Consider the following 25337-nt stretch of genomic DNA (forward strand, 5'->3'; position numbering starts at 1 on the left):
TGCTCCCAAATTGTTATATTAGTTTTAAAAAACAATGGGTAAGTTTAGAGAATTAATAGCCTATAAAAAAGGATTTACACTTCTGATGGATATCTTTACATTAACGAAAGATTTTCCAAAATCAGAGCAGTATAGTTTGGTTGATCAGATCCGCAGATCTTCAAGATCTGTTTGCAGTAGTATTGGTGAAGCTTATAAAAAAAGAAGGTATCCAAATCATTTCATCAGCAAACTATCAGACGCCGATATGGAAAATGGTGAAACGCAAGTTTGGTTAGATGTAGCGCTTGCATGTAACTATATTTCTGAGGAAAAATTCAATCACTTGGATAGTCAATGTGAAGAGATAAGCAAATTATTAAACTTCATGATTAACAATCCTGCAAAATTCGCATAATATGACTCAAGACTCTGGACTCAAGACTAAGGACTTAGTAACCCGCTGTAGTTGGGCTGGAAACGACCCACTCTACATCAAATATCACGATGAAGAATGGGGAAAACCAGTTTATGATGATAAAATTTTATTTGAATTCCTGATCCTCGAAGGTGCGCAGGCAGGTTTAAGCTGGATTACTATTCTTAGAAGGCGCGAAAACTACCGTAAAGCCTTTGCCAATTTTGATGTGGAAAAAGTAGCGGCTTTTACCGAGAAAGATGTGGAGCGTTTGATGAACGATGAGGGCATTATCCGCAACCGCTTAAAAGTTAACGGTGCCATTAGCAACGCTAAATTGTTTATCGAAATCCAGAAAGAATTTGGCAATTTCTCTAAATACATGTGGAGTTTTGTTCCAGGTGGTAAGCCGATCCAAAATCACATCGAAAAAATGAGCGATGTTCCTCCACGAACAGAACTCTCCGATCAGATTAGTAAAGACATGAAAAAACGTGGTTTCAAATTTTTCGGCACAACTATTTGCTACGCACACATGCAGGCAACGGGAATGGTTAACGACCACTTATTAAACTGTTGTGCAAGATAGACCTAATAGGTTGGATTAAATATTTAGCCGAACTGTTCCTACAATCCTATAATCAATTAATAATCTTATTTACTTTTTAGTTGCGTTATATTCCTTCACCCATTCAATTACATCCCTGCTGTTAAAATCTGTTCCAGCTTCTACTTTAGCTTTTAAGGTGGGCTGATCGCCGATCTTTTGCAATAAAATATTTTTAACCTCAGTCTTTTTTGTATCATCAGTTATTGCTTTCATGGGTACTTCCTGTAAAGGTCCGGCACCAGGTTTTTCAATAAAGTAACGAACAACAGGTGCGCCTGCAGGTCTTTCTGGTGCTGCATTACGTCCGCCGCCAATGCTAATGCCTCCACCCATGCCCATGCCGCCATAACCACCGGTTCCTGTTCCAATACCAATTGATGGCCTGAACTTTACTTTTTTCTCTTTCACCTCAGGAACCAGGGTGCCTCCGCCAAAAGAATAAAGATTAACCGTTCCCATTTCGATTACCTTAACAAAACGATATTCGAAATTACGGCCATTTGCAAATCCCTTGCTCACAAAACTATTGCCGTTCCAGAAGAAGTTTTTAACATCCTTTGCCGGCAAAATCACATCAGCTTCATCATTGGCACTGATAAAAACAGAAAAATAATCGGTTCCCTTTATCGTTCCGCGGATGACCTCATCATTGTTTTTAATAATAAAATCCTGGGCTTGAACGGTACTAATTATTGAAAAAAATAAAATAAAAAAGCTAAAAATCTTCATATGTTAGTAATCTCGGGATATAACGCAAGTTATTCAAAAATAATATTCAATATACGAATGATACAAACGCTCTCTGCATTCTGGCAATTCTTAAAAAAGCCAAAACCTTTAAAACTCAGTAAAGATAATAAATCTCTTTGGAGAGATCTGTTGTGGCTGCTCATACTTGATCTATTATTTGCAGGTTTAGTAATGAGCACTTATTACGTGTTGGTGCACTTTAATATTATTAAAGAGTATGTAGAGGAAACGGACCTACTAAAAAAATATGGCATCATAACAACCTTATTTATTGCTTGTATTTTTGCTCCGATAGTAGAAGAGTTTTTGTTCAGATGGCATCTAACAAAAAAATATATCCCAATTTATTTTGTGTGTTTTACGCTTGGTATGATATGCAATTATTTTATTAAAAGCAGCAATCTCACGTGGCCTGTCTATATCTTTTTTCTTCTCGTAGCACTAGTTATTCAAGGATATTTTAAACGGATAGGCATTCGTAAAAGACTGGTCTTTCAACAACGGTCGTTTGTTTATCTCTTTTATTATTCCGCTATTGTATTTGGTTTAACACATTTAGGCAATATTAAAGGTTTAACCCTAAGCGATCCTGCATTCATCATATTTGTAATCTCTCAAGCTTTTGCAGGTTTATCTTTGGGTTATCTGCGTATTAAATATGGCTTATTATATTCCATCTTGCTGCACTGCTTTTTAAATTTTGTCATGGTAGCATTGGAGATTCTTTTTCAGTTAAATTGAGCGTATATCTTTTCTAAACCTTTAACTTTGGTTACTTTTATCATCCGATAAATCTGTTTGTCGGTGTAATCATTAAATCGGTGTAATCACATGAATAAAAAACTCTTTCTCTTAGATGGTATGGCGCTGATGTACAGGGCGCATTTTGCATTAAGTAAAAACCCTCGTTTTACCTCAACAGGCATTAATACATCGGCAGTAATGGGCTTTACCAATACTTTGTTAGATGTTTTGAAGAAAGAAAAACCAACGCATATGGCTGTTGTGTTCGATACTGAGGCGCCAACAGAAAGGCATATCTCTTTTGAAGCGTATAAAGCACACCGCCAGGCCATGCCCGAAGATCTGGCTGCGGCAATGCCTTATGTGATCAAGTTAATTACTGGTTTCAATATTCCTGTAATCACCTCTGATGGTTACGAGGCTGATGATATTATTGGTACGCTGGCCAAAAAAGCCGAACAAAAAGGTTATCAGGTTTATTGTATGACACCGGATAAGGATTTTGCACAATTGGTTTCCGAAAATATTTTTATTTACAAACCTTCCCGTATGGGTAACGATATGGAAATATTGGGGGTTAAAGAAGTGCTGGCAAAATGGGAGATCGAAAATGTATTACAAGTTATTGACATTTTAGGACTATGGGGCGATGCGGTAGATAATATTCCAGGCATTCCTGGTATAGGCGAGAAAACAGCGAAAGCTTTGATCAAACAATATGGCTCTATGGAGAACATTATTGCAAATTCGCACGAGTTAAAAGGCAAACAGCGCGAAAATGTGGAAAATTTTGCAGAACAAGGTTTAATATCCAAAAAATTAGCCACCATCTTATTGGATGTACCTGTTGAACTGGACGAAGCCAGTTTGGAACTCTGCGATCCAAGTCGCGATTTATTAGAACCTTTATTTACCGAATTAGAATTCAGGACTTTGGGCCGCAGGGTATTTGGTGATGAATTTTCGGTTACTACAGCGCGCTTTCAGGAAGGTACGCAGACCGATTTATTTGGTAACCAGACTGGGGAAGCCATTCAATATACCAATACGCTTGAAGAAGAGCCAGCAGAAAAGCTTCCTGCTAAAACCATCGAAAATACAGAACACGATTATCAATTGATTGATACTGCTGAGCAACGTGCAGACCTAATTAAATTATTGCTTGCCGAAAAACGGATCTCATTTGATACCGAAACCACAGGAACCGATGCAAACATGGCCGAGTTAGTTGGTTTATCTTTCTCGATAAAACCAGGTACAGGTTATTACATTCCGGTTCCTGCGGCCAGAGAAGAAGCTCAGGTTATTGTTGATGAGTTTAGGGTAGTATTGGAAAATGAGGCAATCGAAAAAATTGGTCAGAATACCAAATACGATATTTTAGTGCTGAAATGGTATGGCGTAGAGGTAAAAGGTAAACTTTTCGATACCATGCTTGCTCATTATCTGATTGATCCCGATACCCGCCATGGTATGGATGTTTTATCAGAGAACTACCTTGGTTACTCCCCGATCTCCATTACCAAACTGATTGGTGCAAAAGGTAAAAACCAGGGCACCATGCGCGATGTTCCGGTAATTGATGTGGTAGATTATGCTGCCGAAGATGCTGATGTGACGCTACAACTGGCACATATCTTCGAGCCAAAATTAAAAGAATTAAATGCGGCCAAACTAGCCGAAGAAATTGAGAACCCTTTGGTTTATGTTTTGGCAGATATAGAAAAAGAAGGTGTTCGCATTGACATCGAAACCTTAAAAGCCTACTCTAAAGAGCTCGAAATTGAAATTATTAAGTTCGAACAGAATGTTTACGATAAAGCAGGGATTAAATTTAACCTGGCTTCACCAAAACAATTGGGTGAGGTTTTATTTGATAAACTTCAGCTCGATCCGAAAGCTAAAAAGACTAAAACAGGTCAGTATCAAACCGGAGAAGATGTTTTGTTGGCATTAGCGAGTAAAAGTGATATTGTGCAGGATATTTTAGATTTCCGCCAGTTACAGAAACTTAAATCAACCTATGTTGATGCATTGCCTTTGATGGTTAACCCAAAAACAGGAAGAGTACACACTTCTTATAACCAGGCTGTGGCGGCAACGGGAAGATTAAGTTCTAACAATCCAAATTTACAGAATATCCCGATCCGTACCGAACGCGGCAGAGAGGTACGTAAAGCCTTTATTGCAAGGGATGAAAATCACATCTTGTTATCAGCCGATTATTCGCAGATAGAATTGCGCATTATTGCCGAAATAAGTAAGGAAGAGAACATGCTCGATGCTTTTAACAAAGGGATCGATATCCACACGGCCACAGCAGCAAAAGTATATGGCGTAAGTATCGAAGAAGTTGATGGAACGCAGCGCAGAAATGCCAAGGCCGTTAACTTCGGAATCATTTATGGTCAGTCTGCTTTTGGTTTATCGCAAAATTTAGGTATTCCACGTAAAGAAGCTGCCGAAATTATAGAACAATATTTTGCCCAATACCCAGGTATTAAACGTTACATGAGCGATACCATGAACTTCGCCCGCGAAAACGGATTTGTAGAAACGATAATGGGCAGAAGACGTTATTTAAGAGACATTAACTCTGCCAACCAAACCGTAAGAGGTTTTGCAGAACGAAATGCCATTAACGCGCCTATACAAGGGTCTGCAGCCGATATGATCAAGATTGCGATGATTAATATTCATAAAGAAATGAAAGCGCAGCATATGCAATCAACCATGACCATGCAGGTGCATGATGAGTTGGTGTTTGACGTGCTGAGAACGGAAAAGGAAGCAATGAAAGCAATTATTCAGGATAAAATGGCCAACGCCATTAAACTCACTGTACCCATTGTAGTAGAGATTGGCGAGGGAGATAATTGGTTGGCTGCACATTAAAAAAATAAAAATATTCGTTATCTTCATTAAAACTTCATCCCGATTAATCAATTTTATATCAACAAATAAACGAGTAAAACAAAAATCGAAAATTATGAAAAAGTTATTGAGTTTAATCGCAATCGCAGCATTTGGTTTAACAACAGCATTTGCTCAAACACCAGCAACAACAACTCCTGCTAAGGCTAAAACAGTTGCTAAAAAAGAAGTTAAAACTACTACTGCTCCAGTAAAAGCAGGTGTAAAACAAGAGGCCAAAAAAGTAGAAACTAAAACTACTACTACCGCTGCTAAAGTAAAAGCAGATGGTACGCCAGATATGCGTTTTAAAGAAAATAAAGCAAAAGCGGTAACTAAAGTTGCTGGTCCAACTAAAAAAGACGGAACAGCTGATATGCGTTATAAAGCAAACAAAGCTGCTGCTAAAAAGAATTAGGTTCAGGTTTATAATTTGAAGGGTCTCCAATGAAAATCGGAGGCCCTTTTTTTGTTTTAAGACATTTTAATATTAGTGGCGTCACCCTGAATTCATTTCAGGGTCTTTAATAGCCGGAAAGATGCTGAAATAAATTCAGCATGACGATCACATCAACCTAAATCGAACTAAGGTTATAAGTTTATCGTCTCACCAATTGCTGGCAATAATAAAGTTTTGTTTTCGCGTTTAAATTTATCTAACGCAGCCTGGGTATCAATTTCGATAACCGGAAATGTATTGTAATGTACACCGATTACATTGTCGCAATCGAAATATTTGGTAGCAATTAATGCGTCATCAACATCCATGGTGTAATTCCCGCCGATCGGTAAGATGGCATAATCCAGGTTGTAAATGTCAGCCAAAACTTTCATCTCGATGGTTAAACCCGTATCGCCTGCAAAGTAAATCTGTTTACCGCCTACTTCAAGTACAAAACCGGCAGGATTTCCGCCGTAACTTCCATCTGGTAAGCCTGATGAGTGTGTAGCTGGCACCATGCGTACAGCTCCCCAATCAAAAGTAAATTTACCGAAATTCATTCCATGCACTTTTTCTACGCCCTGTTTCGAAACCCACTCAATAATTTCTGGCATGGCTATAACCGTAGCCTGGGTTTGTTTTGCCAGGGTTACCAAATCGGCCACATGATCGCTATGGCCATGGCTAACCAGTATATAATCGGCCTCAATGGCTTTAATATCTATATTTTTAGCTAATTGATTATGCGATATAAACGGATCGAATAGTAATTTTTTGCCGGCTGCTTCTAACAGGAAGCAAGATTGGCCGTAGTAGGTATATTTCATAATAACAGTATCAAGATTTGAGTCTCAAGTAGCAAGATCGATTTTTCTTAGGATAAACAGTTAAGTTAACTAATGGTTTTATTGCCCGAACATACCGCCTAAGCCTCCAAGCATATCTTGTGCTGATGCCTGCATTTCGGCAGCGCTTACCTGTTCGGCGCTTGCCATGGCTTTATTAATAGCCGTTAACAAAAGTTCTTCTAATTCTTCCTTATCCGCATTTTTTAAAAACTCCTCATCAATGGAAATTCCGGTGATGGCTTTGTTTGCTGTAGCGGTGATTTTTATCGCACCATTTTCAACTTCGCCAAATACCGAGATGGTATCCAGGCGTTTTTTAATTTCTTCGGCTTTTTGTTGAGCCGCAAATAATTTATCGAACATAATCGTTTTGTTTTATAATCAAATTAAATCCGGCCTAAAATCGTATTGGCTTCATCAAGAAAGCGCTCAATCTTTTTAGTGCCTATAAAGCTTTTAAGGATTAAAGTGGTTGTTTTGTTTTTGGCAGGCAATAAAATCTCTGCCCTAACTTCAGTACCCGAATAAATAAGATTGGTTGTTTTACGGATAATCTGAAAACGAATCAGGTCATCAAATGGATATTCTTTTAATATACGGCCAGCAAAAGTGGAGCGGATAATTTTCCTTTGGCTTTTATCAAAACGGATGTTAGAGGTTGCTGCAAAAAGAAGTGCTAAGCCAATAACCGCCGGAAAATAGGTAATTAGTATTTTTTGAAACGCTCCTTCATTTGTTAAAAAATCTGGATTAAACAGTATAGCCACGGTAACACCGATCAAAATCAACCCAATGATTAAACTGCCTATTTTATTATCGCGCAATAGGTATACGCCACCTTCTTCTTTAAAAAATTGAAAGTCGTAAATGATCTGTTTAGGAATGACAGGAGCATTTGCAAAAACCAGCTCATCAATTTTTGGCAATACTTCCTGTTGAAATTGAATAAGATTGGCATTGGTCGCTTTACTGTAACCAGACGAAATAATTAAGTCTTTTCCGTGCCTGTTGCTCTTTTTAAACAACCGATAATTATAACCGCTTCCCAGTATTTCGTAAGCTTGTATTGAGGCAATATCATCAAATGGGATCGAACCTGTAGGCAAAAAACCGATCTTTTTATATAGCTTTCTACTATTACCATCAAAAATGACTTTAGTTTCGGCGATAAAAATTAACAGTAAAGGCATTAGTAACAGGAAACCATAATACCCGATGGTAAAGCCAGAAGAATAATCTTGCCACGATCTGGACAGAAAAAAAATAATGGCCGCAATAACTACAAAGAATATAAGGCCAACTATCCTTAAATTTCTTTTAGGATAGATGGTTAATGTACCTGATTCAATAATCCATTTAGTTTTTCCCATAAAAATTAATCTTCGTCGCTTCCTGGTAAACTGCCGTTACCATGGTAAGCCCCCTTACGGATAACCGGCATGTTGAAGTGTTTATAAAGTTCGTCAAGATGCATTAAACTTCCATTAGTAAGGTTGCCTAAAAATATAATCACAATGTTTTTGTCTAAATCTCGCACATAAATATGGCGAAAACCATGCCACCAACCGGTGTGGTAAACTACTTTGTCCATCTTTTCGCCATCGAACATCCTCCAGCCATAACCATAGTTAAAATGACCGTTTATAGGTTTATTGCGACCTACATATGCTGAATCTAGACTCTTTTTGGTCAGCAATCTTCCGTTCTTCAAGTATTTATCAAATAATACCAGATCGTGTACCGTGCTATAAATGCCTTTATCTCCAACAGGACCGTCTAAAAAATTCTGTGCAACAGAATATCTAAAACTATTGCGGTCATGACCAACCACATCAACCGGAATTTTTTCATACTCAGTGGTACTATACACATGCGTATGCTTTAATCCGGCAGGTTTAAACACATGCTCCATCATATACTGCGAATAACGTTGTCCGGTTACCTTTTCAATAATAGCTCCCAAAACCATAAAGTTGGAGTTGTTGTAGTGAAAACGGTTATCGGGTTTAGTGTATGGGTTTGGTTTCCGCTCAGCAATAACATTCATTACTTCCTGATTGGTTACACCTTTTTTCATGTTGCGTTTTTCCTTACGCCAAATGTCGTCAATGAAGTAAACATAATTCATCATACCGCTGCGGTGAGAAAGCAATAATTTCACCGTTATTCCTTCGTATGGGAAGTTAGGATAGAATTTTTTTACATTATCGTTTAACGAAAGCTTCCCGGCTTCTACCAATTGCATAATGGCTGTACCGGTAAAGGTTTTGGTAATTGAGGCCAACTCAAATTCTGAGTTGATGGTTAAACTATCGCGGTGCAGGTAATCAGCCCAGCCTACGGCTTTTTCGTAAAGAATTTTTCCATCTTTGGCTACCAGCATATTTCCGTTGAAATTGAATTTCCGGTGTAGATTATCTACAAAATCAGCAATCCATTTATCGCCTTTTTGCGGATTATAGACCAGTAAGAGGCTGTCTGCTTTGTCGTCGTCTTTGGTGCGGATTTTTTTTTCAGCAGCCTTTTTCTCTTCAGATTTTTTGCTTGAACATGCGGTTAGTAAAGTTACAGAGAGGGCTAATGCTGAACATATATATCGAAAATTCATTTATATTAAGGATAGTGTATTTAAAACCCGAAAATTAAAGAATTTTAGACGGTTAAAACGAAAGAGTTTTACACATTTTCGCAATTTTGATTATACCAGCATTCAAATAGGTGACCTTTACTTCCATAAACAGGGTCGCTGTCTGGATTTTTCACTTTGGCAATGGTTTCATCTGCTTCAGGCCGCTCCTCAGCTTTGCCATATTTAATGTCATAATCTGAGCCATTTGGATATGCTCCAACAACAGTGAAGTCCTCGGTTGAGTTCAGTTTTTTATGGGCTACACCTGCAGGAATGATAATTACATCACCTTTATCCAGCTCTATGCAAACACCATGATCGCCCCCAAACTGCACATCGGCCTTGCCACAAAATACGCCCATTACTTCATGCGTATTGCTATGGTAATGGTGGTAATCAAAAATACCATCTACCCAGGCATTGGTATAACCATTCTGGGCGAAAACTTTCTTGATCACTTCTTCGGTATCATCAGGGTGCAACCTGAATGTACCTTTGTAAATCATTAATGGTAAAGTGGGGTTGTTTGGAAAATTGCCATTCTCCTCTATTTTATGCGCAACTAAGTAAGCTTCTTGTATCAATTTTTCTTTGTCCATGATTTTGGGGTGTTTAATAGTTAACAAAGTAATAGGCAAAGGGTTTAGCGTTATCAGGTTTTCTCCTGCAGATTTAAGAAGATTGACGCAGAGCTGTTCTCTTTTTTCCAAACTGAATTTAATTACAGAGATTATAATATTTTTATTTCATCATCCTGATTTAAGAATACCTAATTAATTTTTCTACATGGATGAGAACGATATCTCCTATCAAATAAGGGGTGCAGTATTTACAGTTTACAATGCATTAGGCCCAGGACTATTAGAATCTGTTTATGAAACGGTACTAGCTTATGTTTTAACCGAAAATGGCTTAGATGTTAAGCAACAGGTAAAATTACCGGTTGTTTTTGAAGGTATAACCCTCGATGCTGGCTATCGGATAGATTTATTAATAAACGATCTGGTCATTATCGAAGTAAAATCAGTAGAAACACTTGCGCCTGTTCACCATAAGCAGGTACTTACTTATCTAAAGCTTTCGGGACTAAAACTTGGACTGCTTGTTAATTTTAATTCTTCAAACATATCACAATCAATCTGGAGAAAAGTAAATGGGCTTTAACAAGTGTTTTCTATGGATCTAAGAAGATTAATACAGATTCAACTATTTTATCTGCGTACTTTGCGATATCTGCGGGAAACAATTTTGCTATTTGGTTTTGTCCCGCAGATTTAAGATGACCACCGCAGAGTTGGATCTTTTAAACTGTTTTTCTTAGCGGCAATCTCTTCCAATAGCTTAATTGCCGCCAGATCCATTCGATGGGGCCATAATTATACCTGGAAAGCCACCATTTGCTAAAGTAAACCTGCATCGTATAAATAATAATGGCAAATATTAAATAAAAGCCTATTGGCATAGATGTCCAAATGCCAAGACCAAAGCCAGAAAAAATAAGCAGCCCAATCAGATTTTGCACCATATAATTTGTCAACGTCATTTTGCCCATAATAGCCAAGTTGCCAAAAAAAACTTTGCATTTGCCTGAAATGTATAGCCAGCAAATGGCACTGGAAATAAATAACATGGTGCTTAAAATCAGCCAATAACGTATGTTATAATAATCTTTAACGTTCCACTTTAATTTGTCGATAATAGGGAAATAGGCAGAAAGTAATAGGGTGACACCCAATGAAATCCAGAACATTTTTTTTACCAGCTTTATTTTGGTTGGCAACGCATTAAAGAAATTGATTTTATACAAACTAAAACCCCATAAGAAACAACAGAACATTACAACATGCACTGTATATAAGTATGGTTTGCTGACCATTTGGGCAACATAGGTGCCTTTTAACCCGAAGTACAGCACATCTGACAGTCGATTGCTCCTATATAGATAAAACAGCTTTGTGAAATCTTCCCGGCCGGTATCATGCAGCGAATTGATAAAAGCACTTAATGCCGGGATGATCAACAATAGCACTAAGCTTACCACAATAGTGGTTTTGGCCGAGCTTCGGTAGAAAAATAACAGTAACAGCCCTAAAATGGCATAATCTTTTAGAATGTCGCCAAAAAAAAGCGCACTATTAATTAATGCAAGCACCAGTAGCCAGAACATGCGTCCAGCAAAAAAAGTATAAGGATTCTGCCCTTTATTGCTTATGTTGTTCATTAAAACAGCAAAACCATAACCAAAGAGCAGGCTGAGCATTGTCCACGATTTGGCTGCAAAAACCGTTCTTGCGAAATACATTAAGCCGTCGGTTATATCATCGGGCTTAAAGAGAACGGGGTCTTTATCCAGTACAAAAAAATCATAATAGTTCATCAAAACAACACCCAAAAGCGCCCAGCCTCTAAGTATATCAACAATCATTGTACGCTGATTGAGTTGGATAGGTTGGCTTGACAAGTTATTCATAGAGTAAGGATTAATTAGAATGTACTATAGAATGTTTTTAGACTTAATAGTCCTCGTTTGCAACGAGGATTAGTGAAATCTGCATTTATAATGCTGGACAAGAACTCAAATAGCGATGAAATCGCCTTTCTCATAAATCCTCGTTGCAAACGAGGACAATGAAAGTAAAAAAGAGGATACCATTTCTGATATCCTCTTTTTTTACTTCTGGCTTTCTGCCCAGGTATCCATCTTGGCTTCAAACACCGATAAGGGAAAGGATCCATCTTTTAAAACGGCAGTATGAAAAGCTGCTAATTTAAACTTCGGACCTAATGCTTTCTCATATTTGGTTCTCAACGCTCTTATTTTCATTGCACCTGTTTTATAGCCTAAAGCTTGTGCAGGTATACCCATATAACGTTCGATTTCCGCTGTTGCACCTTCAGTACTAATGGCTTCATTGTCTGTCATGTATTTTATGGCTTCTTCTCTACTCATGTTTTTGGTATGGATGGCCACATCAACCACTAAACGGATGGCCCTGTGCATTTCATCGCCCAAAGCACCCATATGCTGGTAAGGATCTTGATACAGGCCTAGTTCTTTCCCCAACGATTCGCAATATAAGGCCCAGCCTTCTACATAAGCATTATGGCCACCAAAACGGCGGAAATTAGGTAGCGATTTATTTTCCTGGGTTAAAGAAATCTGATAATGGTGACCAGGTATAGCTTCATGCAAAAAAAGAGATTCCATGCCCGAGGTAGTGTTAAATGTTTTAGCATCTAAAATTGGCACATAAAAGATCCCTGGACGTGATCCGTCAGCCGAACCCTGATTATACTCTGCACTGGCAGATGCTGCTCTGAAAGCTTCTGTTTGCCGGATTTCAAAAGGTGTTTTAGGTTCAACATCAAACATCTTTTTCAAATTGGGTTTCATGCGCTGATGGATATTCTCAAAGGCCGCTAAAACTTCTTTTGGTGTTTTATAAGGCATGAATTTTTTATCCGTTTTCATGTATTCGAAAAAAGCCTTTAAATCGCCCTTAAAGCCCTCTAAGGTTTTGATGCTATCCATTTGGCCTTTAATGCGGGCAACCTCTTTTAAACCCGTTTGATAAATCTCTTCAGGTGTTTTATTCGTGGTAGTTTGCTGTTTAACCAAATAGGTGTACCAGGCCAAACCACCTGGCATGGCAGAATAACCAGAGGTAGTTCTTGATTTTGGCAGGTATTCGTTCTGCAGGTAATCGCCCAACTTTTTATAGGTCGGGATAATTACTTTGGTGATCGAATTTCGGTAAGCTTCTGTTAACTTTTGTTTATCTGCTGCAGAAAAATTTGCTGGCATTAATTTAATTGGCCCGTAAAATAAACTTTCTTCGGGTGTAGCCACAACCATACTCTGCATTTGAGGGATCATTTTTATCACCAATGCTTTTGGCAATACAATACCGGCGGCAGCACCTTTTTTAAAATTGCCAATAGCGGTATCGGCCCATACCGAAAATGCATTAATCCGTTTTAACCAATCTTCATAATTTTTTACCGTTTTAAAAGGCTGTATGCCCGTACCGGAACCAAACTGGCCAATGGTTAAGGGCAAAGCAAACATCTGGTTAAACGGCAGGTATTCGAAGTGATATTTAAATCCTTCGATATTAATATTCAATTGATCTTTTAAATAATCGAAAGATAATCTGTCGTTTGCGCTTAGGCTTTCCCGATCGTATTTGCCCAGGCTATCTAAATAACGTTCGTTATAGCTTTTAAATTCTTTAATATAAGCTTGCGACCCATCGTTGGCTAAAAGATCATTATAACGCTCATCGCCAATGTAGGTAGCGTTAAGGGGATTCAGTTTTAGTCCATCCTGATAATATTGTTCACATAGGGCAGCAAAAGTTTTATTTTCTACAGTACCATCCGAATTGCTTTTTTGCTTACAAGCGATCACTACCGTGATGCAGGCTGCAAAAAGAAATATCTTTTTCATTTATTTTGGTTTAAGGTTTTAACCAAAAATAGGAAATTAAGTCACCATTTGCTAGTGTTCGCCTTAACGCAAAAAAGCCATCCCTTAGGATGGCTTTAAATTTATAATGAGATCCTTCACTTCGACTTGCTCAGTGCAGGCTAGCTCAGCATGACAAATACATTAAGCTAATAATCTGATTGGTTCTTCTAATAAACCTTTTAAGGTTTGTAAGAACTGTGCTCCGGTTGCGCCATCAACCACACGGTGATCGCAGCCTAAAGTCAATTTCATTACGTTACCAGGAACAACAGCGCCGTTTTTTACCACCGGAACTTGTTGTATAGCACCTACTGATAAAATGGCACCATCAGGAGAGTTGATAATTGAAGTAAACTCGTCAATACCAAACATACCTAAGTTAGAAACGGTGAAAGTAGAACCTTCCCAATCTGCTGGTTGTAATTTTTTAGCTTTTGCTTTACCACCAAAATCTTTTACTTCTGCAGATATGTGTGATAAAGATTTGCCATCAGCGAAACGCACTACTGGTACCAATAAACCATCTTCAACAGCCATAGCTACACCAATGTTGGTATGTTCGTTAAACCTGATTTTATCGCCACCCCATGATGAGTTAACAGCAGGGTGTTTTTTCAGTGCAACGGCAACTGCTTTAATTACGATATCGTTGAAAGAAACCTTAACAGGAGCAACTGCGTTGATTGCTGTACGTGCAGCCATTGCATTGTCCATATCGATACTTACCGTTAGGTAAAAGTGTGGAGCAGTAAATAAACTTTCAGCTAAACGTTTTGCAATTACTTTACGCATTTGCGAAACAGGTTGTTCGGTGTATTTAACCTCACCAACAAATGTAGGAATAACTGGCGCAGCAGCTGTAGTTTTCTCAGCAGGAGCTGATGCAGATTCTGCTTTTGCCGGAGCAGCAGCTGGTTTAAAGTTTTCGATATCTTTTTTAATGATACGACCACCTTCTGCGCTACCTGCAACCTGTGCTAAATCGATCCCTTTATCTTTAGCAATTTTCTTAGCCAAAGGAGACGCTTTAACACGGCTATCTGAAGCGCTTTCTGCAATTGGAGCAGATGCACTTGTATCAGCGCTTATAGCTTGTTTTTCTTCTTTAGGGGTCTCTGCTTTCTCTTCGCTTTGGTCTTTAGCCTTTGGACTTTGAGCTCCTCCAGCTAAAATTCCACTTACATCAGTTCCTTCAGGACCAACAATGGCGATAATTCCGTTTACTTTAGCAGCCTGGCCTTTTTCTACACCAATGTGTAATAAAGTTCCTGTTGCGTAGCCCATTACTTCCATAGTTGCCTTATCGGTTTCTACATCAGCAAGAACATCATCATCTTTTACTTTGTCGCCAACTTTTTTATGCCATTCGGCAATTACGCCTTCAGTCATGGTATCGCTTAACAAAGGCATGCGGATAACCGTAACACCTTTTGCTGCTAATTCTTCTTCACTTAAGCCACCGCCTTGAGCAGGTGCAGCCTCTTCTTTTTTATCTTCAGCTTTAGGGGCTTCATCTTTGCTTTCAGACTTCGGACTTGCCGATTGTTCTGCTTCCAGTGCTGCTTTATAATCTTCGCCTTCTTTACCAATAACGGCCATGACAGCATCAACAGGAACAGCTGTTCCTTCTTCTATACCTACGTATAAAAGCGTACCATCCCAATAAGATTCCATATCCATTGTTGCTTTGTCAGTTTCTACTTCTGCCAAAACATCGCCGCTTTTCACTTTATCGCCCACTTTTTTATGCCACTTTGCCAAAACCCCTTCGGTCATGGTGTCGCTCATTTTGGGCATTTTAATTACATCAGCCATTATATCTAATTAATTGAAATCTTATTAATATTAGTCCATTACGTAAGGGTAGTCCTGTTGCATATATACATCTTTATATAATTCAGATGCATCAGGCCAAGGAGATTCTTCAGCAAATTTTACTGCCTGATCTACAATTGCTTTTACTTTAGCTTCTACCTCTTCAATCCAGGCTTGATCTGCATACTTTTCTTTAAGAATAGTTTCTCTTGCATGCTCAACCGGATCTTTTGCTTTATAATCTTCTAATTCTTCTTTGGTACGATATTTTGCCGGATCTGACATGGAGTGACCACGGTAACGGTAAGTTCTCATTTCTAAGAAAGTAGGTCCTTCACCTTTACGTGCACGTTGAATCGCTTCGTCCATTGCATTGTGCACAGCAACCGGATCCATACCATCAACTGGTGCACATGGCATATCAAAACCTAAACCTATTTTATAAATATCGGTCATGTTAGTCGTACGTTGTACCGAGGTACCCATTGCATAACCATTGTTTTCGCAAACAAAAATAACAGGCAATTTCCAGAGCATGGCCATGTTAAAAGTTTCGTTTAATGCACCCTGGCGCACAGCACCATCGCCCATATAACAAATGTTAACATTATCAGTTCCTTTGTATTTTTCTGCAAAAGCAACGCCAGCACCTAGTGGAATCTGACCGCCAACAATTGCATGACCACCGTAGAAGTTATGCTCTTTGCTGAACATGTGCATTGAACCACCTTTACCTTTAGAGCAACCTGTAGCTTTACCGTACATTTCTGCCATAATACTATCAGCACTAACTCCTAAAGCTAAGGCATGAGCATGATCACGGTATGTAGTAATCATTGAATCACCTTTTTGCATGGCAGATATTGCACCTGCAACTACAGCTTCTTGTCCAATGTATAAATGACAAAAGCCACGTATTTTTTGTTGTCCGTATAACTGGCCAGTTTTTTCTTCGAACTTGCGCATTAGCAACATCGACTCAAACCACTTTAACCAGGTATCTTTATTTATTTCTACTGCACTCATTTTAGGGTATTTGTTTTTTGCGACAGCAAATCTAATTTTTTTATTGTAATTTTTGGCACTTTTTAGTGTAAAAACATCATAGTATTAGGGTTGTAATCAGATTTAACAGTTGTTTTACAATTAAATATAAACTCTGGCTACCAATATTGATTTAATGGCGATTTCTTATAATTAAATCAACACCCTTTATCATAATATGGAATCAAATTATTCTGAAATTTAATTCTGCATATGTGCTTATTCTCCTAATTTAAAATAAAAATCATTTATTCCTATTTGGAATATTGATTGCATCGTTTTTTTGGAAAAGATAATTTTTAGAAGGAGTTTATAAACAAAAAATGGTGGGTGAAAAACAAAAATGTTAATAACTTTCGTTTTTTAACGTCTAACATTTGGATAACATTTGTATAATTAATACTTTTGGCAACCAACAATAAGCCCATGTGGTGTACGTTAATGTGTAAGTGAATACCCAAACATAACTGTATAACATGATTAAAAAATTTTTGTTTTCAACTCTAATTGCTATATGCACGCTCTCAGCCGCATTTGCGCAAACAAAAACAAAAGAATCTGGTAAAGAATTAAATGATCCCGACAACCTTGCATCTCAATATTTTTCGCAGGTTATGGGTGTTGCGGTAGATGCGACTTCGAATTTAAAACTGTACAAGTTTATTTACGAATGGATCGGAACCCCTTATAGTTATGGTGGAAACACCAAAAGAGGGATAGATTGTTCGGCTTTTACTAAAGCGATTTACGATAAAGTTTTCAACACTACCATCAGGAGAAATTCACGCGATATTTTTAGCATGGTGGATCCATTATCAAAAGAAGATTTAAAAGAAGGCGATTTGGTTTTCTTTAAGATTAAAAGCAGAAGTATCTCACATGTTGGTATTTACCTCGGTGATAATAGGTTTGCACATGCGTCAAGTTCCCGTGGTGTAGTAATTAGCAACCTTAACGAACCTTATTACAGCCGTTATTTTTACAAGGGCGGTCGCGTTTTGGAATCGTTTAAGAAAGAGTTTACAGTAGAATAGACCAGTATACAGTCGGCAATTTTCAGTTGACAGTTATAAATTAAAAATATACAATCCTCCTAAAGAAATTTTGGAGGATTTTTTATTGAACTAGCATTTTCTCTCAAGCAATCGTCATCCTGTCCCGAAACTTCTGGATCAGTATTTTTATTATTGTTAGAAGAAGCCAAACAACCTGCAGAACATCCAATGAAGCTTATTAACACAACTTTAATCTTACCTATTATCCTAATTGTTTTAATCAGTTGCACCAGCAATAATGCACAGATTACTACGCCTGTAGCCAAACAAGATACAGTAATCAGAAAGATAAAGGATACGATATCCATTACTGCCGTAGGCGATATGATGCTCGGCTCGGCATTTCCATCTAAAACAAACCTCCCCCCCGATGATGCTGTAAACAGCTTCCAGGCGGTTGATAGTTTATTGAAAGGTGATATTGTTTTTGGAAACCTGGAAGGTTGTTTCCTCAACTCAGGCAATTCGAACAAATGCAATGGCATTAACCCGAATAACTGCTACGCTTTTAGAATGCCCGAGCGCTATGCCGGGATATACAAGAATGCAGGATTTAATGTTTTGAGCATCGCCAATAACCATGTTGGTGATTTTGATGCTAAGGGAAGAAAAAATACAGCAAGGATTTTAGATTCGTTGCAGATTCATTATGCCGGACAGGTAAACAAACCTTTTGAAGTTTTTGAAAAAGATAGTGTAAAGTACGCGTTCTGTGCTTTTGCACCTAATGAGAATACGGTATCGATTAATAAAATCGACAGCGCTAAGGCTTTAGTCGCCCGTTTAAAATTGATGGCTGATATTGTGATTGTTTCTTTTCATGGCGGCGGTGAAGGCGCAAGGTTTGAGCATGTTCCCCGTAAAAATGAGATTTTTTATAAAGAGAACAGAGGCAATGTTTATGCCTTTGCACACGCTGTTATTGATGCCGGTGCCGATGTAGTGCTGGGGCATGGTCCGCATGTAACCAGAGCCGTTGAAGTTTATAAAAACAAATTCATTGCCTACAGTTTGGGTAATTTCTGTACATATGGGATGTTCAGCTTAAAAGGCAATAATGGTATTGCGCCATTGCTTCAGCTAAAAATAAATGCCAAAGGCGATTTTCTATATGCTGATATTGTATCGGTTAAACAGGATAAGATTAACCGTTTAACCCTGGACGAAAATCATGGTGCCTTTAAACGTATTAAAGAACTGACAAATATTGATTTCACCGGCCATCAGCTGAAATTCACTGATAACAGAATCAGTTTAAAAGATTAATTTTCTGCGACATCAATCTCAACTTATTTCTGAATATTTGTTGTATGAAAAAAGGATTAATACTTCATTATATTATAGGTATTGCAGCTGCAATTTTAGTGCTTGCAGCAGCATACTACATCAATCAAAATTCTGAGAACTTATTGTCTGCAGGAATTATTATCCTGGCGGGTTGCCTGGTTGCTTTTAGCCAGTACCAGATCATCAAACACAAAAAGAAGCAGTAGCAAGGTGGCTATCACGCTACAAGCTACAAAGGCTGAAAATTTAAAGATGGGATCTATCTCGGACTTGCAATCGGTGCAGCGGTAGTAAATTTCTGCTATCCAAAAAGTTAAGGAAGAAAGCCTGGTTTAGCTTTCGTCCTTTGTGTTCTTTACCAGGCCAATTCCGGATACAAAGAATATAAGTCCGATGATGCCATAAACCATTAATCCCCTTGTGTTTTCACTGTGGCTTACAAAGCCATAGCCAGCGTATATTAAACCAATTATACCAAGTACGGTTAAGATGGTTCCAAAAGTGCGTTTTACATTCATATGGTTATCTATTTAGTATGATTAAGACAAAATATTACCGTTTTTGTTTTAAACAAATAAAGAAGAGGCTGTCTCATAAGTTTTGATTCCATTCAAACTTGTCATGTTGAGCTTCCCGAAGAATCGGGACAAGTAGTCGAAACGCTTTGCGGAGCATTTAAACGGGTCCTTCGACATGCTCAGGATGACAATTCTGTACTTATGATACAGCCACTTCTTTTATGAGGTGAAAGATAACTTACCAAACACCTAATCTATTTGCCGGAGTTACATACATTTTTGCTGTTGTAGGAATGTTGAATGCTTTGTAAAAGGCTTCCATATTATAAACAGGGCCGTTTACACGGAACATCTCCGGGCTATGTGGATCTGTTTTTAATCTTACACGCATGCTTTCGTCGCGGGATTTGATTCTCCAAACCTGTGCAAAACTTAAGAAAAAACGTTGATCGGGTGTAAAACCATCAATCTTCTGATCGCCTTTTCCTTGTTCGGTTAATTTAAAAGCATCGTATGCAATGTTTAATCCGCCAATATCAGCCAGGTTTTCGCCCAATGTTAATGAACCGTTTACATGCTGATTATCCAATAATGAGAAGTTGTTATAAAAGGTCTCTACTTTACCAGCTTTGGCTTTAAATTTATCAGCATCGGCCTTTGTCCACCATTCTTTTAAGTTGCCTACTGCATCATACTGGCGACCTTGATCGTCAAAACCATGTGTCATTTCGTGACCAATTACTGCACCTATTGCACCATAGTTAATGGCATCATCTGCGGCAAAATCAAAGAACGGAAACTGTAAAATTCCTGCCGGGAAAACAATTTCGTTGAAAGAGGGATTGTAATAGGCATTAACGGTTGGCGGAGTCATTCCCCACTCTGTTTTATCAACATTTTTGCCCAATTTATCCATCATTTCTTTGTAGGCATGTTTACTTGCTGACTGAAGGTTTGCATAGTAAGCATTTTTCGAAACCTCCACATCATCGTACTTTTTCCATTTATCTGGATAGCCGATTTTTTTGATGAATGCATTTAGTTTTTCTAAAGCTTTCTTCTTGGTTTCAGGTGTCATCCAATCAACCTTCTGGATTCTTTCTGCATATACTTTCTGTAAATTGTTTACTAAGGTTAACATACGCTCTTTAGCCTCTGGTTTGAAATACTTTTCGGCATATAATTGACCTAAAAGCTCGCCTAAATTACGATCGGTAGCATTTACAATAGCTTTCCATCTTTCTGTTGGTGCTTGTTGACCATACAGTGTTTTAGAGAAAAAATCGAATTTAGCAGCCCTGAATTTTTTGGTAAAAGCATTGGCTGATCTGTTCAGGGCATCAAACTTTAATTTTTCTTTCCAGATTTCGATAGGCTGGCTTTTTACCAGGGCTGATAAGGTTTGATAGTATTTTGGCTGCCTCACAATAACGGTATCCGTACTTGCACCTAATTTATTTAAAACGGATTTCCACTCCATGTTTGGGGTCTGTTTTTGAAAATCAGCCACCGTCATTTTGTTATAATTTTTCTGTGGATCGCGCAGTTGGACAGGAGTTGAATGCGACTGTGCAATCGCTGTTTCCAGTTTTAAAATATCGCTGGCATATTGAGCTGCATTCGCAGAATCGCCTGACAGGCTAAAAATTTTTGTGATGTATTTGATGTACTCGGCCCGGATTTTTTTTGCCTTATCATCTTGTTCTAAATAATAACTACGATCAGGCAAGGTAAGGCCGGCCTGCGAAAATGATAAGGCATTTTTGGTGCTTAATTTATCATCTGGTTCTACGCCAAAACCCAATAAATCTCCTTCGCCGTTTTTGTAGCCCTCGGCAACAAAATTAATTAAATCCTTATCGTTTTTAATCCCTTCTATTTTACTTAACAGCGGCTTTATAGGTTCGATCCCCAACTTTTCGATGGTAAGGGTGTCCATTCCACTGGTGTAAAAATCGCCAACTTTCTGCTCGGTACTTCCTTTGGCTGCATTTACTTTTGAAGCGTTTTCAAGGATGTTGTTCAGATGCTTCAGGTTATCGTTATATAGAGTATAAAAAGATCCCCATCCCGTTTCGGTTTTTGGAATTTCGGTGTTTTTCATCCATTTGCCATTGGCATAGAGGAAAAAGTTATCACCAGGTTTTATAGTGGTATCCATGCCGGCTTTATCGAAAAATTCGGTGCGTGCATTCGCCACAACGGCATCTTGATGGCTTTTATTCTGGCAGGCAGCAAATAGCAAAATGCCTGCCGCCGGAAGAATTAATTTAATTTTCATTTGTTTATGAATTAGTTAGAAAACTTAAAGCTACAAAATGCCTCATGTAGTTTGTATGAATTTTTTATAACTTCATAAAAAAATCTAATTATGCAATACACCATTTACATTGTAGCCGTCGTAGCATTTATTATCCTACTCAGCTCGTTCGTTACCGTTAAACAGGGAACCATTGCGGTGGTAACGGTTTTCGGTAAGTACCGCCGTCAGTTAAGGCCAGGTTTAAATTTTAAAATCCCATTAATAGAGCAGATTTATTCGCGCATTTCCATTCAAAACCGCTCTGTAGAGCTATCGTTTCAAGCGGTAACACAAGATCAGGCTAATGTTTACTTTAAGGCCATGCTTTTATATTCTGTTGTGAATCAGGATGAAGAAACGATCAAAAATGTGGCTTTTAAATTTGTAGATGCGACCAACTTAATGCAGGCATTAATCAGAACCATTGAAGGTTCGATCAGGGCTTATGTAGCTACGCAAAAGCAGGCAAATGTATTGGCACAGCGTAACGAAATTGTACTTCATGTTAAGGAACAGATTGATCAGGTTTTAGACGGATGGGGTTACCATCTTCAGGATCTTCAATTGAATGATATTACTTTTGATGAAGAAATTATGCGTTCAATGAGTCGTGTAGTTGCTTCGAACAACTTAAAAGCAGCGGCTGAAAATGAAGGTCAGGCATTATTGATTACGAAAACCAAAGCTGCTGAAGCGGATGGTAATGCGATCAAAATTGCTGCCACAGCCGAGCGTGAGGCTGCACAGTTACGCGGGCAGGGTATTGCTCTATTCCGCGCAGAGGTTGCGCATGGGATGAGTAAAGCCGCTCAGGAAATGGAGCAGGCTAATCTGGATATTTCGGTAATCTTATTCACCATGTGGACTGAATCGATTAAACATTTTGCTGAAAATGGCGATGGAAACGTTATTTTTCTTGACGGTAGTGCCGATGGCATGAATAAAACCATGAAAGAAATGATGGCCATGCAATTAAACAAACAGACTGAGCCAACGGCGAAGAAATAACCATTTTAGACCTGTGAGGTTTGATAAGCACCTTGCCTATCAAACCTCACAGGGTCTTTTGAAGTGCTATCAGATGTTACCATCTGATGATTAAATAGATTAAAGATAAATGGTTTAGTGTCGGATAGGAATATCCGACACCACGAAATTCCAATGTCTAATATACCTTTAGAGTTGTCAACTTTAATAACCAATTGGCTAGAAAGTTGACAACTCTGAAATCCAATTACAAAAAAGGCCGCTTTAGCAAAACTAAAGCGGCCTTTGACGTTAAAGATGTTTCTAACTAGTTATTTTTCGGCATCACGCCTAAATTCATCACATAATTGCCCGATTGTTGCATAAAATCGCCCATTACTTTTAACGACTCATCTTCAATAAAATCGAAGGCATCTTGTTTGGTAATTTTATCACCTTTTTTAATGGCTGGCAATCCTCTTAATGCCCTCAATTCATTTTGTCTGGCAAGTGTTTTAGCTTCTTGCGCATCGCGCTCAGCTTTAAGTTTTGCCTCGTTTAAAGTTACAGAAACTTCATTGTCACGTTTTTTAAGATCGGCAATATCTTGTTTCAAGTATTTAAAATCCAATGAATTTGCAATACGTTGCTCGCTATTTTTAATCAATTGAGCTTTAACAGGAGTTAAATTTGCAACCGGTTTAAAGTTTGAGCTTGGAATAACATCCCATGGTAAGGCAGATGATTCAGTATCCTCTCCAATTTTATCCATTGGATAAACTGAAGGGAAAACAACGTCAGGTGTTACCCCTTTATGTTGGGTGCTGCTACCAGCTACACGGTAAAATTTAGCCATGGTTAGGTTAATCTGACCTAAGTTAATATCAGCCGCACTTGATCCGCTTGGCGATGTGCCAACAGTTTTATCTTTAGAAATTAATCCTGCTACCCTTTGCAACATACCTGGGTTTACTAATTTGTTTAAATCGATAGAAGACTGAACGGTACCTTTACCATAAGTTTGGCTACCCATAATAATACCACGGCCATAATCCTGTATTGCACCGGCAAAGATTTCAGATGCTGATGCACTTAAGCGGTCTACGATAACACCAAAAGGCCCATCCCATGTTACACCACTATTTTCATCCTCATCCACTTCAATTTTACCGCGTAAATCTTTCACCTGAACTACCGGACCTCTATCGATAAATAAACCGGTTAGTGAGATGGCTTCAACCAATGAACCTCCGCCGTTTCCACGTAAATCCATCACTATTGCATTTACCTTATCGTAAGTTTTTAGGGAGTCGATTAGTCTTCTAACATCGCGGGTGGTACTTTTGTAATTTTTATCGCCTGCATTAGCCGCTTTAAAATCAGCATAAAATGCCGGTAGCGTAATAATCCCGATTTTATAATCTTTACCATTATTGTTAATGGTTTTAACTTTTTTCTTGGCAGATGTTTCTTCCAAAACAATTTTATCACGAACCAATTCTATAATTACTGGTTTAGATGACATTTCTTTTCCCACAGGGATTACTTTTAAACGCACTTTAGTCCCTTTCGGGCCTTTAATTTTCGATACCGTGTTATCCAATCTCCAACCTACTACATCAACAAATTCTCCATCACCCTGGGCCACGGCAATAATACGATCGCCGGCACTCAGTTGTTTACCTTTAAACGCTGGTCCGCCAGCAATAATTTCCGAAATTTTCACTACCTCGTTTTCTAATTGTAAACGGGCACCAATGCCTTCGAAAGAACGAGACATATCTTCGTTAAATGCTGCAGCATTAGTTGGATTAAAATAATTGGTATGCGGATCAATCGATTCGGTAAAAGCATCCATTAAAATCTGAAATACATCTTGATTATTGGTTTTTGAAGTTTGCGACTGTAGGTTTTGATAACGTTTAGTTAATGTTTCTACGTTCTTTGCTTCAGCTGTTCCAGCTAAATTTAAATTGATCAGCTCGTATTTAACACGTTTTTTCCAGGTATCGTTTAATGCTGCTGAAGAAGTTGCCCAAGGCTGCTTCTCTCTATCGTATACATAGCTGTCGGTTTGATTAAAATCATATTTGGTTTTAATCTGTGCTAAAGAATAGGTAAAATATTCGTTTAATCTTTTGGCGTAAACGTTATAGATGAAAAATGGACCACTTAGATCGCCATTTTTAAAATCATCATCCAAAGTATATCTGTATTTTTCAAATTCTTTGATATCTGAAGCCAAAAAGTAATTTTTACCCTGATCCAGAGACTTGATATACTTATCTAAAATGATCGAAGATATAGAATCGTTGATCTGAATTTTTTTATAATTATAACTCTCGATCAAATTTACAACCTCTTTTATAACAAGTTGTTGCTGCTCATCAGGTTTCACATTGGTAACCCCCTCAACCATAGGCTGAGTTTTAGGTGCAGCATGACAAGCAAGTACTGCCGCAGTAAAAATTACAAAAAATATTCTCTTTAACATCTCTTTAAATGATTTAAAATCCATTTCCAATTCTATATAGCCAATATGATAC

23 protein-coding genes are annotated in these 25337 nt (G+C 38.1%); 10 read left to right on the forward strand and 13 right to left on the reverse strand.

Translation table 11 applies throughout. From position 1 onward, the window contains the following. The first annotated feature begins 34 nt into the window (after positions 1-34). Together QF042_RS02765 and QF042_RS02770 are read left to right on the forward strand one after the other, a co-directional pair. Positions 35-397, forward strand: a complete 363-nt coding sequence (locus QF042_RS02765) for a four helix bundle protein (RefSeq protein WP_307525130.1) — start codon at positions 35-37, stop codon at positions 395-397. Position 398: 1 nt separating this feature from the next. Beyond that, positions 399-986 carry a DNA-3-methyladenine glycosylase I gene (locus QF042_RS02770; protein ID WP_307525132.1) on the forward strand — a complete coding sequence of 196 codons (588 nt, stop codon included), beginning with the start codon at positions 399-401 and terminating at the stop codon, positions 984-986. Positions 987-1055: 69 nt separating this feature from the next. On the opposite strand, the gene QF042_RS02775 is transcribed toward QF042_RS02770, so the two are convergent. Beyond that, positions 1056-1736, reverse strand: a complete 681-nt coding sequence (locus QF042_RS02775) for a hypothetical protein (protein ID WP_307525134.1) — start codon at positions 1734-1736, stop codon at positions 1056-1058. A gap of 57 nt (positions 1737-1793) precedes the next feature. Here QF042_RS02775 and QF042_RS02780 point away from each other — a divergent pair, with 57 nt between their 5' ends. The 3 genes from QF042_RS02780 to QF042_RS02790 all read left to right on the forward strand — a co-directional run bounded on the left by QF042_RS02780 (position 1794) and on the right by QF042_RS02790 (position 5832). Continuing rightward, positions 1794-2498 carry a type II CAAX prenyl endopeptidase Rce1 family protein gene (locus QF042_RS02780; RefSeq protein ID WP_307525135.1) on the forward strand — a complete coding sequence of 235 codons (705 nt, stop codon included), beginning with the start codon at positions 1794-1796 and terminating at the stop codon, positions 2496-2498. A gap of 90 nt (positions 2499-2588) precedes the next feature. Next, positions 2589-5396 (forward strand): DNA polymerase I, encoded by a 2808-nt coding sequence (gene polA / locus QF042_RS02785; protein WP_307525137.1) that lies wholly within the window; start codon positions 2589-2591, stop codon positions 5394-5396. A 94-nt stretch (positions 5397-5490) separates the two neighbouring features. Next, positions 5491-5832 carry a hypothetical protein gene (locus QF042_RS02790; RefSeq protein WP_307525139.1) on the forward strand — a complete coding sequence of 114 codons (342 nt, stop codon included), beginning with the start codon at positions 5491-5493 and terminating at the stop codon, positions 5830-5832. 173 nt (positions 5833-6005) lie between these two features. On the opposite strand, the gene QF042_RS02795 is transcribed toward QF042_RS02790, so the two are convergent. From QF042_RS02795 to QF042_RS02815, 5 genes are all read right to left on the reverse strand, one after another. After that, entirely contained in the window at positions 6006-6683 is a 678-nt protein-coding gene (locus QF042_RS02795; RefSeq protein WP_307525141.1) for a metal-dependent hydrolase, read from the reverse strand. A 78-nt stretch (positions 6684-6761) separates the two neighbouring features. Further along, entirely contained in the window at positions 6762-7067 is a 306-nt protein-coding gene (locus QF042_RS02800) for a YbaB/EbfC family nucleoid-associated protein (RefSeq protein WP_057930731.1), read from the reverse strand. Positions 7068-7090: 23 nt separating this feature from the next. Then, complete coding sequence (locus QF042_RS02805) at positions 7091-8074, reverse strand: hypothetical protein (RefSeq protein ID WP_307525145.1); 984 nt, start codon at positions 8072-8074, stop codon at positions 7091-7093. A gap of 5 nt (positions 8075-8079) precedes the next feature. Further along, on the reverse strand, positions 8080-9312 hold the full coding sequence (locus QF042_RS02810; protein WP_029274967.1) for a serine hydrolase: 1233 nt from the start codon (positions 9310-9312) through the stop codon (positions 8080-8082). A gap of 68 nt (positions 9313-9380) precedes the next feature. Further along, positions 9381-9932: a cupin domain-containing protein gene (locus QF042_RS02815; protein WP_307525148.1), complete on the reverse strand. Its 552-nt coding sequence runs from the start codon at positions 9930-9932 to the stop codon at positions 9381-9383. 187 nt (positions 9933-10119) lie between these two features. On the opposite strand from QF042_RS02815, the gene QF042_RS02820 reads away from it, so the two are divergent. After that, on the forward strand, positions 10120-10497 hold the full coding sequence (locus QF042_RS02820) for a GxxExxY protein (protein WP_307525150.1): 378 nt from the start codon (positions 10120-10122) through the stop codon (positions 10495-10497). Positions 10498-10636: 139 nt separating this feature from the next. On the opposite strand, the gene QF042_RS02825 is transcribed toward QF042_RS02820, so the two are convergent. From QF042_RS02825 to pdhA, 4 genes are all read right to left on the reverse strand, one after another. After that, complete coding sequence (locus tag QF042_RS02825) at positions 10637-11803, reverse strand: DUF418 domain-containing protein (protein ID WP_307525152.1); 1167 nt, start codon at positions 11801-11803, stop codon at positions 10637-10639. Positions 11804-12004: 201 nt separating this feature from the next. Continuing rightward, positions 12005-13783 carry a DUF885 family protein gene (locus QF042_RS02830; RefSeq protein ID WP_307525154.1) on the reverse strand — a complete coding sequence of 593 codons (1779 nt, stop codon included), beginning with the start codon at positions 13781-13783 and terminating at the stop codon, positions 12005-12007. A 162-nt stretch (positions 13784-13945) separates the two neighbouring features. After that, a complete protein-coding gene (locus QF042_RS02835) occupies positions 13946-15619 on the reverse strand; it encodes a pyruvate dehydrogenase complex dihydrolipoamide acetyltransferase (protein WP_307525156.1) in 1674 nt (557 codons plus the stop codon). Between the two features lie 30 nt (positions 15620-15649). Continuing rightward, positions 15650-16645, reverse strand: coding sequence for a pyruvate dehydrogenase (acetyl-transferring) E1 component subunit alpha (gene pdhA / locus QF042_RS02840; protein WP_029274973.1), 996 nt, complete (start codon positions 16643-16645; stop codon positions 15650-15652). A gap of 494 nt (positions 16646-17139) precedes the next feature. Between pdhA and QF042_RS02845 the strand changes: the two genes are divergently transcribed. From QF042_RS02845 to QF042_RS02855, 3 genes are all read left to right on the forward strand, one after another. Continuing rightward, on the forward strand, positions 17140-17697 hold the full coding sequence (locus QF042_RS02845; RefSeq protein WP_029274974.1) for a C40 family peptidase: 558 nt from the start codon (positions 17140-17142) through the stop codon (positions 17695-17697). A gap of 189 nt (positions 17698-17886) precedes the next feature. Continuing rightward, on the forward strand, positions 17887-18984 hold the full coding sequence (locus tag QF042_RS02850; RefSeq protein ID WP_307525162.1) for a CapA family protein: 1098 nt from the start codon (positions 17887-17889) through the stop codon (positions 18982-18984). Positions 18985-19028: 44 nt separating this feature from the next. Continuing rightward, positions 19029-19211, forward strand: a complete 183-nt coding sequence (locus tag QF042_RS02855) for a hypothetical protein (RefSeq protein WP_307525163.1) — start codon at positions 19029-19031, stop codon at positions 19209-19211. A gap of 126 nt (positions 19212-19337) precedes the next feature. On the opposite strand, the gene QF042_RS02860 is transcribed toward QF042_RS02855, so the two are convergent. Both QF042_RS02860 and QF042_RS02865 read right to left on the reverse strand, forming a co-directional pair. Further along, the gene (locus tag QF042_RS02860; RefSeq protein WP_029274977.1) at positions 19338-19523 is read right to left on the reverse strand and encodes a hypothetical protein; all 186 of its coding nucleotides are present in this window, start codon (positions 19521-19523) and stop codon (positions 19338-19340) included. A 238-nt stretch (positions 19524-19761) separates the two neighbouring features. Beyond that, a complete protein-coding gene (locus QF042_RS02865; protein ID WP_307525167.1) occupies positions 19762-21804 on the reverse strand; it encodes a M13 family metallopeptidase in 2043 nt (680 codons plus the stop codon). 90 nt (positions 21805-21894) lie between these two features. Here QF042_RS02865 and QF042_RS02870 point away from each other — a divergent pair, with 90 nt between their 5' ends. Further along, entirely contained in the window at positions 21895-22833 is a 939-nt protein-coding gene (locus tag QF042_RS02870; RefSeq protein ID WP_307525169.1) for an SPFH domain-containing protein, read from the forward strand. A 286-nt stretch (positions 22834-23119) separates the two neighbouring features. Here the strand turns inward: QF042_RS02870 and QF042_RS02875 are convergent, their stop codons facing one another. Beyond that, positions 23120-25285, reverse strand: a complete 2166-nt coding sequence (locus tag QF042_RS02875; protein ID WP_307525171.1) for a carboxy terminal-processing peptidase — start codon at positions 25283-25285, stop codon at positions 23120-23122. Positions 25286-25337 lie beyond the last annotated feature (52 nt).

This window comes from Pedobacter sp. W3I1 (genome assembly GCF_030816015.1).
In the GTDB taxonomy this organism is placed as follows: domain Bacteria; phylum Bacteroidota; class Bacteroidia; order Sphingobacteriales; family Sphingobacteriaceae; genus Pedobacter.